A 7623-nucleotide genomic window follows, 5' to 3' on the forward strand; every position below is an offset into this window, starting at 1 on the left:
GGGCCGGCGGCAGCGGCAGGTCACGGCACTCCACGTAGAGCCCTGCGAGCGCTGCCTGCTGGCGCAGGGAGGCCTGCGCCCGCTGCCGCGGCGAGGGCCGGAAGTGCCAGAGCGGCGCCAGGGCAAGGCCGACGGCCAGGGCGATCAAAAACGTCGCTTTCATCGGCGATGATTCAGGTCAAGAGCCATAGGGAAACTTCCGCACGCGCATTGCCGGGCGCCCACGGTATGTTATAAAGCCGGTCAAGCGCCAGAACCCCGGAACAGGAGTCAATGCCATGGCCAACTACACCCGTATTCTCACCGCAGTGGATCTCACGGAAGACTCGGACGAAGTAGCCGAGCGGGCCCGGGCCATCGCCACCAACAATGGCGCTGAACTCCATTTGATCCACGTCATCGAGCCATTGAGCTTTGCCTATGGGGGCGATATCCCCATGGACTTCTCCGGCATCCAGGACGAGATCCACCAACAGGCCAGCGCCCAGCTCGAGAAGTTCGGTGAAAAACACGCTATCCCGCAAACGGCGCGACACGTGGTTCTCGGCCAGCCGGAGGTTGAAATTCACGCCATGGCCGACGAGATCGACGCAGACCTCATCGTGGTCGGCAGCCATGGTCGCTACGGCCTTGCCCTGCTCATGGGTTCCACGGCCAACGGCGTGCTTCACGGCGCCAGCTGCGATGTGCTCGCGGTGCGCGTGGGACAGCAGAAAAAAGACACCTGAGAACCTACCCAGGCCCCTGGCAAAGCCCCTCCCGGCGCAGCGCGCGGTGCAGTTCCTCACCCGTGAAGGGCCAGTCAAGCTCTGCCCCGCTCGCAAAGCAGAGCACGGGGATGCGCTCTCCGTAGCGCTCGAAGAGAGCATCGTCCCCGCTGATATCCACTACCCGCCAGACAAGCCCCGGTACCGTCGCCCGCGCTGCCTCGAGGAGAAGGCCTTCGGCGAGCTCGCAAAGATGACAGGCAGGGGTGCTGTAGAGAATGGGTTGAGCCATAGAGAAAGCTCCGGGGGCATCACGGCGCGGCGCAGCATAGCACGGCGTGCCCCGTGAGCGACTACGGCAGCAAACGCCGCCACTACCGTGGCGTGCTCACCGTTTATGGCCGTAAGCCGGTCCTGGAGGCGCTGGCGGATCCGGGCCTCGCTTGCGAGCGCCTGCACCTGGCAAGCAGCAACCGCCGGGACCCGATCCTGACGCGCATCCTGGACCTCGCAGCCGAACGCGGCGTTGAGACACGCGGGCACAGCCGCGAAGCCCTCGCTCGTATTTCCCGCAATGGCCGCCAGGACCAGGGCGTCGCCCTGGATATCCGCTGCCCGCACTTTGCAGAGCTCGGCGAGGGCCTCGCTGCCCTCGCCGCCAGGCCGGCAACGCGGCTCCTCGCCCTGGACGGCGTTACCAATCCCCAGAATGCCGGTATGGCAATCCGCAGTGCGCGGGCCGGAGACATCGACGGCATTCTCTACGCGGACCGGGGTAACCCGGCCCTCGGCCCGCTGGTCATCAAGGGCAGCGCCGGGACGCTCTACGGCGCCCCGCTGCTGCGCTGCGGCACGGTCGCCGAGGGCGCAGCTGCCTGCCGCGATGCCGGCTACACGGTCTATACCCTGGCCGCAGGAGCGCCTCTGAACCTGTTCACGGCGCCGCTGGCACCGAAGACCCTGTTCGTGCTCGGCGGAGAGTCCGACGGCGTGTCGCCCGCAGTGCAGGCGCTGGCCACAGAAGCACTCTCCGTTCCCATGGCGGAAGGCGTGGAGTCGCTGAATGTGGCCGTGACTGCGGCCCTGGTGGCCTATGCAGCGAAGCTGCGTGGAGGCTGACTCAGCGCGACAGGAAGCTCATGCCATCCTCGAGGCCGTGCAGCGTGAGCGGGTACATGCGCCCCTCCATGAGCTGATGGGTCATGGCAATGGACTGGGTGTACTCCCATTCCTCCTGAGGCACCGGGTTGATCCAGATGCACTTCTCGTAGGTCTGGCGCAGCCGGCGCAGCCAGACCTCGCCGGCCTCCTCGTTCCAGTGCTCTACGGACCCGCCGGGCTGGACGATCTCGTAGGGCGACATGGACGCGTCGCCCACGATCACCACCTTGTAGTCATGTCCGTACTTATGCATAACGTCCAGCAGCGGCGTACGCTCGTGCTGCCGGCGAATATTATTTTTCCACACGCTCTCGTACAAAAAGTTGTGGAAGTAGAAATTCTCCATGTGCTTGAATTCAGTGCGCGCCGCGGAAAACAGCTCTTCGCAGATCTTCACGTGCGGGTCCATGGAACCGCCCACGTCGAAGAAAAGCAGCACCTTCACCGCGTTGTGCCGCTCGGGCACCATACGGATGTCGAGGAGGCCGGCATTGCGTGCCGTGGAGTGGATGGTGTCATCCAGGTCGAGTTCTTCCGCAGAGCCCGTGCGCGCGAACTTGCGAAGGCGGCGCAAGGCAAGCTTGATGTTGCGAGTACCCAGTTCCACCGAATCGTCGAGGTTGCGGAAGTCGCGCTTATCCCAGACCTTAACCGCACGCCGGTTGCCGCCGTTGGGCCCCACACGGATACCCTCCGGGTGATAGCCCTGCTGGCCGAAGGGCGAGGTACCGCCGGTGCCAATCCACTTATTGCCGCCCTCGTGGCGCTCCTTCTGCTCTTCCAGCCGCTTCTTGAACTCCTCGATGAGCTTTTCCAGACCGCCGAGCGACTCAAGCTTCGCCTTGTCTTCCTCAGAGAGTTGCTTCGTGAATTCATTGCGCAACCAGTCGTCGGGGATCATCGCCTCGATAATGTCGTCGAGGCCCTCCAGATCCCGGAAGTGCGCACCGAAGGCCTTGTCAAAGCGGTCGAAGTACTTCTCGTCTTTCACCAGGCAGGCGCGGCTGAAATAGTAGAACTGGTCAACGCTACCCATGACGAGGTGGCGCTTAAGCCCCTCGAGAAGATCGAGCAGCTCGCGCGTGGTCACGGGAATGCCCGCGTCGCGCAGGCCGTGGAAGAAGTTGATCAGCATAGAAGCCCCGGGCTGCCGTAGGGCGGGACGCTAGCGCGATTCCCGCCGGTGCATGAAGGCCAGGCGCTCGAGCAGGTGGACATCCTGCTCGTTTTTGAGCAGGGCGCCGTAGAGCGGCGGAATCGCCTTCGAGTGGTCGCGCTCGCGAAGAATCTCGTCCGGAATATCGTCGGCCATAAGCAGCTTGAGCCAGTCAATAAGCTCAGAGGTGGAGGGCTTTTTCTTCAGACCGGGCACGGCGCGCAGATCGAAGAAGATCTCCAGCGCTTCCTGCACCAGCACCTGGGTGATACCCGGGTAGTGCACGTCAATGATTTCGCGCATCGTGTCCCGATCCGGGAAATTGATGAAATGGAAGAAGCAGCGCCGGAGAAAGGCATCCGGGAGCTCCTTTTCGTTGTTGCTGGTGATAATGATGATCGGCCGGTGCCTCGCCTTCACGGTCTCGCCGGTCTCGTAGACAAAAAACTCCATACGGTCGAGTTCCTGCAGGAGGTCATTGGGGAACTCGATATCCGCCTTGTCGATCTCATCGATAAGCAGCACCGCCTGCTCCTCGGCGGTGAAAGCCTCCCACAGCTTGCCGCGCTTGATGTAGTTGGCAATGTCGTAGACCTTCTCGTCACCGAGCTGGGAGTCGCGCAGCCGCGACACGGCATCGTATTCATACAGGCCCTGCTGCGCCTTGGTGGTCGACTTGATGTGCCACTGGATGAGCGGCTTGCCAAGGCCCTGGGCGACCTCCTCGGCCAGCATGGTCTTGCCTGTGCCCGGCTCGCCCTTGATAAGCAGCGGGCGCTGCAGCTCGACAGCGGCGTTTACCGCCATACGCAGGTCGTCGGTGGCGACGTAGCGATCCGTGCCTTCGAATTTCATCGGCTGTGATCCTGATGGAAGAAAGCCACGAAGGGTAACGACACCCCCCGGGCGAATCAAGGCGAAGCGGTGGCGACGGCGCGACGATGGCGCAGCCAGAGACCGATAGCCAGGCCCGGCACCTGAGCCAGAAGCAATGCCAGGCCCAGAGGCCTGAGTGCGTGCATCGCCGCGTCCACGCCTGCGGTGCCAGCCTGAAAAGCGGCCACGACCAGTGCCGGGGCCAGCGTCTCGAGCCCCGGTTCCGGAAAAGCGGGCAGGAGCAGGAGAGCGGCACCACTGCAAGAGAGCCAGCTGGCCAGCAGCGGCCACCGGCGCAGCCACCGGGCAAGGAGCGCCAGGGCAACAATCCCGGCGCCGAGGTAGGTCGCCATGGCCAGCATGTAGCTACCGCTGGTGAGCATCGGAGCAGTCCTCGTCGACCCAGGTCACGATGTGTTCTTCGTAGTCATCTTCCCCCACAAGGCACTCGCTGATCACTGCGCCGCGCACCGAAGCGCCGGCGCGGTGCACGCTCTCTGGATCGCCGGTGCGCAAGGGGTGCCAGGACGGCAGCGGCAGGCCTCGAGCGCGGCGACGATAGGCACAGCTCGGCGGCAGCCACTCCCAGGCCGTCGCCCGCGCGGCGTCCAGAGAGACGCAAGCCGGCACGCGCGCGTGCCGGTGCTCGTAGTCCAGGCACCGGCAGCGCTCCGGATCCAGCAGGCGACAGTGAACGCGGGTAGCGAACTGCTCGCCCGTCTCATCATCCTCGAGGCGGTGCAGACAGCAGCGCCCGCAGCCGTCGCAGAGCTGTTCCCACTGCCTTTCGTCAAGCGCCTGCAATGGCAGCCGGTCCCACCAGGGCTCCCCTGTACTCACGGCGCGGCCTCCGGCGCCACGCCAGGCTGCGGTGGCAGCTGTAGATAAAAGCCCTTCTCGTCGAGGGCGGCGAGCACCGTCGCGGCGTCGGTGCGCGCGAGGCGGCGCTCCGGGGTCAGCACCAGCGTGAGGACAAGTTCGGGCGTACCGAAACCGGCCAGCAGCCCTTCGGGGAGCTCCTCCAGCGGGTGATCGCGATCGACAAACAAATAGACACCCTCTCGCCTGGGGCTGCGGTAGACGGCGCACAGGCGCTTCACAGGGCACCCTCGGCCAGGGCCGAGCGCAGCGGCTCGATCACCCGCGTCCGGCGCCAGCCCTGCCAGCTTGCCGGTTCGCTGATCGGCAGGCCACGTGCCTCGCGCAGCAGCAGCTCCAGATCACGCCCCGCGAGCAGCATTTCGGGTGCCACTGTGGCCGCCTCGGCGATCGTGCGCACCCGCGCCTTGAGAGCCTTTAGACGTTTGCGCTCCTCGCCGTCGAGGGGCGCCGGCAGTGGCACCGGCAGTGCTGACTCGGGCAGCGAGCGAGCCTCAGCGATAGCGTCCAGCAGCGCAGCCCCGCAGCGGCGCAATATGGCCGGCGGGATCTCGCCCACCGCAGCCAGCGCATCCGGATTCGCCGGCATCGCTCCGGCAATGGCCAGGCACAACCGGTCGTCGAGAATCCAGCTGCGCGGCTTGTCCCGGCTCGCAGCCTCTTCCTCCCGCCAGGCGCAAAGGCGCTCCAGAGCGGCGAGCTGCCGCGGCTGCAGCTTCCACGCGGACTTTACCCTCAGGTGGTATGCGGGGTTGCGGCTGCCGGCGCCCGCACAGGCCACCTCCCCCTCCTCAAGAATCCACGACAGCTTACCCGCAGCCTCGGCATCGCCACGCAGCCGCTCATAAAGCGGCAGCAGATAGGCCACGTCCAGAGCGGCGTAGCGGCATTGCGCCTCGCTAAGGGGGCGCCGCAGCCAGTCGGAGCGCGTCTCCCCTTTGTCCAGGGTAACGGCGAAAGCCTGCTCCACGAGGCCGCGGTAACCCAGGCCAAAACCCTTATCAAGAAGCCCTGCGGCCCGCTGTGTATCGAACAGTGGCCGAGGCAGTGCGCCTAGCCAATGATCGAAAACTTCCAGATCCTCGCTGGCCGAGTGGAGGACCTTGGTGATCGAAGGGTCCTCGAAAAGATCCAGCAGCGGTGCCGTGTCCTCCAGGGCGAGCGGGTCCACAAGCCAGGCATGATCCGCAAAGCAGAGCTGCAGGAGGGCCACCTGCGGATAGAAGGTATTACGTCGCATGAACTCCGTATCAACGGCCACAGCCGGGGCTCCGCGGTGCTCAAGGAGAAGCGCTTCGAAGGCGTCCTGGGTAGCGATGAGCGTCCAGTCCATCAGCGACTCACCGGCAAGCGCCCGGAGAAGGCATGCATGAGGGTGTTGCCATCGACATATTCCAGCTCCCCCCCCAGGGGCACCCCGTGAGCGATACGGGACATGCGCACGCCATCCGCGGCGAGCAGGTCCGTGAGATACCAGGCAGTGGCCTCTCCCTCGGCCGTAGGATTGGTGGCCAGGATCACCTCCTCGACACCCTGCTCCTGCACCAGCGTCTGCAGCCGATCGAGACCGATGTCTTCCGGGCCGATGCCATCGATGGGCGACAAGTGCCCCATCAGCACGAAGTAGCGTCCGCGATAGCCACCGGCCTGCTCAATGGCGAGCACGTCCGCCGGCGTCTCCACCACGCACAGGACCGCTGCCTCCCGGCGCGGATCCTCGCAGATGGCACAGACGGGGGCTTCCGTGAGGTTGCGGCAGCGCTGGCAGCGGCCGACGCGCTCGGCGGCCTCACCGAGGGCCAGGGCAAGTACCTGCGCGCCCTCCCGGTCGCGCTCAAGCAGATGCAGAGCCATGCGCTGGGCTGATTTCGGACCGACGCCCGGCAGGCAGCGAAGGGCATCAACGAGAGCCTCAAGAGCGGGACTGAACACAGCCTCAGAACGGCAGCTTCATGCCCGGGGGCAGTTCCATACCCCCGGCCACCTCGGCCATGGCGTCCCGGTTCGCCGCTTCAACTTTGCGTATCGCGTCGTTCACAGCGGCCGCCAGCAGGTCCTCGAGGACGGACTTTTCTTCACTGAGCACGCTGTCGTCTATGGCCACGCGGCGCACGTCGTGACGGCCGCTCATGGTGATCTGGACGAGGCCGGCCCCGGCCTCGCCGGTGACCTCCCGTGCAGCGGCAGCTTCCTGCGCTTCCTGCATGGCGGTCTGCATTTTCTGCGCCTGCTTCATCAGGTCGCCGATTCCACCCTTTAACATCAGTGTTCTCCCGTTGTGGTGACGCCGGACGTCACCTCTACCGATTCTTCCTCGAGGGTACCAGCAAAGCGCTCGAGAAGGCTCCCGAGGCGGGGATCTCCCCGCAGGCGCGCCACCGCGCCGGCGTGGGCCTCGCGACGCAGTCGCGCCTCCCGCTGGGCCGGTGTTTCTGCAGCCAGCTCTCCAGGTTCGATGACCACGGTCCAGCGCTCGTCGCCAAGCTCGCGACGCAGGGCTGCGGTGATCCGCTCGCTGTGGCGCGCATTGAACAGGTTGGCCTGCTCCTTATCAAGGACCAGGGAGACCTCCAGGTCCCGGCAGCCGCGCCATTCGCAGTTGCGGGCGATGACGCGGGTACTCCCGGTGAGTTCGAGACGCTCGACGAGACGGTGCCAGGGGGGCGGTTCCGGCGTAGCACCCGGCACTGGCTCCAGCGGGGCCGTCGGCGGTGCGCTGACCGATGAAGTGCGCAGCGGTTCCGGCGCGGCCCGGGACTCAGGCGGCTCACATTCCGGGGGTGCAGCCTCAGGCGCCGGCGCGACGGACGGCAGAGCGCCGGCCCCTGCGGCGGGCGCCGTCGG

At 65.8% G+C, this 7623-nt stretch carries 12 protein-coding genes; 2 read left to right on the forward strand and 10 right to left on the reverse strand.

Annotated features, from left to right (window positions below):
* Window positions 1–278: 278 nt before the first annotated feature.
* Complete coding sequence (locus HRUBRA_RS14070) at window positions 279–728, forward strand: universal stress protein (protein ID WP_035518203.1); 450 nt, start codon at window positions 279–281, stop codon at window positions 726–728.
* Window positions 729–732: 4 nt separating this feature from the next.
* On the opposite strand, the gene HRUBRA_RS14075 is transcribed toward HRUBRA_RS14070, so the two are convergent.
* Complete coding sequence (locus HRUBRA_RS14075) at window positions 733–999, reverse strand: glutaredoxin family protein (RefSeq protein ID WP_035518204.1); 267 nt, start codon at window positions 997–999, stop codon at window positions 733–735.
* Window positions 1000–1052: 53 nt separating this feature from the next.
* Between HRUBRA_RS14075 and HRUBRA_RS14080 the strand changes: the two genes are divergently transcribed.
* On the forward strand, window positions 1053–1826 hold the full coding sequence (locus tag HRUBRA_RS14080) for a TrmH family RNA methyltransferase (protein WP_035518205.1): 774 nt from the start codon (window positions 1053–1055) through the stop codon (window positions 1824–1826).
* A gap of 1 nt (window position 1827) precedes the next feature.
* Here the strand turns inward: HRUBRA_RS14080 and HRUBRA_RS14085 are convergent, their stop codons facing one another.
* From HRUBRA_RS14085 to HRUBRA_RS14125, 9 genes are all read right to left on the reverse strand, one after another.
* Complete coding sequence (locus HRUBRA_RS14085; RefSeq protein ID WP_035518207.1) at window positions 1828–3003, reverse strand: vWA domain-containing protein; 1176 nt, start codon at window positions 3001–3003, stop codon at window positions 1828–1830.
* Window positions 3004–3033: 30 nt separating this feature from the next.
* Window positions 3034–3879 carry an AAA family ATPase gene (locus HRUBRA_RS14090; RefSeq protein WP_035518208.1) on the reverse strand — a complete coding sequence of 282 codons (846 nt, stop codon included), beginning with the start codon at window positions 3877–3879 and terminating at the stop codon, window positions 3034–3036.
* Between the two features lie 56 nt (window positions 3880–3935).
* A complete protein-coding gene (locus HRUBRA_RS14095) occupies window positions 3936–4283 on the reverse strand; it encodes a hypothetical protein (protein ID WP_052094956.1) in 348 nt (115 codons plus the stop codon).
* A complete protein-coding gene (locus HRUBRA_RS14100; RefSeq protein WP_035518210.1) occupies window positions 4267–4740 on the reverse strand; it encodes a YcgN family cysteine cluster protein in 474 nt (157 codons plus the stop codon). Before HRUBRA_RS14100 ends, HRUBRA_RS14095 begins: the two co-directional genes overlap by 17 nt.
* Entirely contained in the window at window positions 4737–5000 is a 264-nt protein-coding gene (locus HRUBRA_RS14105) for a YcgL domain-containing protein (protein WP_035518211.1), read from the reverse strand. The genes HRUBRA_RS14100 and HRUBRA_RS14105 overlap by 4 nt, the downstream gene beginning before the upstream one ends.
* Window positions 4997–6112 (reverse strand): ribonuclease D, encoded by a 1116-nt coding sequence (rnd, locus tag HRUBRA_RS14110; RefSeq protein ID WP_035518212.1) that lies wholly within the window; start codon window positions 6110–6112, stop codon window positions 4997–4999. The genes HRUBRA_RS14105 and rnd overlap by 4 nt, the downstream gene beginning before the upstream one ends.
* On the reverse strand, window positions 6112–6711 hold the full coding sequence (gene recR / locus HRUBRA_RS14115) for a recombination mediator RecR (RefSeq protein ID WP_035518214.1): 600 nt from the start codon (window positions 6709–6711) through the stop codon (window positions 6112–6114). Before recR ends, rnd begins: the two co-directional genes overlap by 1 nt.
* A gap of 4 nt (window positions 6712–6715) precedes the next feature.
* A complete protein-coding gene (locus HRUBRA_RS14120; protein WP_035518215.1) occupies window positions 6716–7042 on the reverse strand; it encodes a YbaB/EbfC family nucleoid-associated protein in 327 nt (108 codons plus the stop codon).
* Window positions 7042–7623: DNA polymerase III subunit gamma/tau C-terminal domain-containing protein (locus tag HRUBRA_RS14125; RefSeq protein WP_322786732.1), on the reverse strand; the 582-nt coding region annotated here is incomplete at its 5' end. The genes HRUBRA_RS14125 and HRUBRA_RS14120, both read right to left, overlap by 1 nt.

This window comes from Pseudohaliea rubra DSM 19751, from assembly GCF_000764025.1.
GTDB classification, from domain to species: Bacteria; Pseudomonadota; Gammaproteobacteria; order Pseudomonadales; family Halieaceae; genus Pseudohaliea; species Pseudohaliea rubra.

Excerpts from the sequence above, each read along its gene's own strand:
- HRUBRA_RS14120 (WP_035518215.1), bottom strand. The coding sequence starts at position 7,042 with ATGTTAAAGGGTGGAATCGGCGACCTGATGAAGCAGGCGCAGAAAATG.
- HRUBRA_RS14070 (WP_035518203.1), top strand. The coding sequence starts at position 279 with ATGGCCAACTACACCCGTATTCTCACCGCAGTGGATCTCACGGAAGAC.
- HRUBRA_RS14085 (WP_035518207.1), bottom strand. The coding sequence starts at position 3,003 with ATGCTGATCAACTTCTTCCACGGCCTGCGCGACGCGGGCATTCCCGTG.
- HRUBRA_RS14095 (WP_052094956.1), bottom strand. The coding sequence starts at position 4,283 with ATGCTCACCAGCGGTAGCTACATGCTGGCCATGGCGACCTACCTCGGC.
- HRUBRA_RS14075 (WP_035518204.1), bottom strand. The coding sequence starts at position 999 with ATGGCTCAACCCATTCTCTACAGCACCCCTGCCTGTCATCTTTGCGAG.
- HRUBRA_RS14090 (WP_035518208.1), bottom strand. The coding sequence starts at position 3,879 with ATGAAATTCGAAGGCACGGATCGCTACGTCGCCACCGACGACCTGCGT.
- rnd (WP_035518212.1), bottom strand. The coding sequence starts at position 6,112 with ATGGACTGGACGCTCATCGCTACCCAGGACGCCTTCGAAGCGCTTCTC.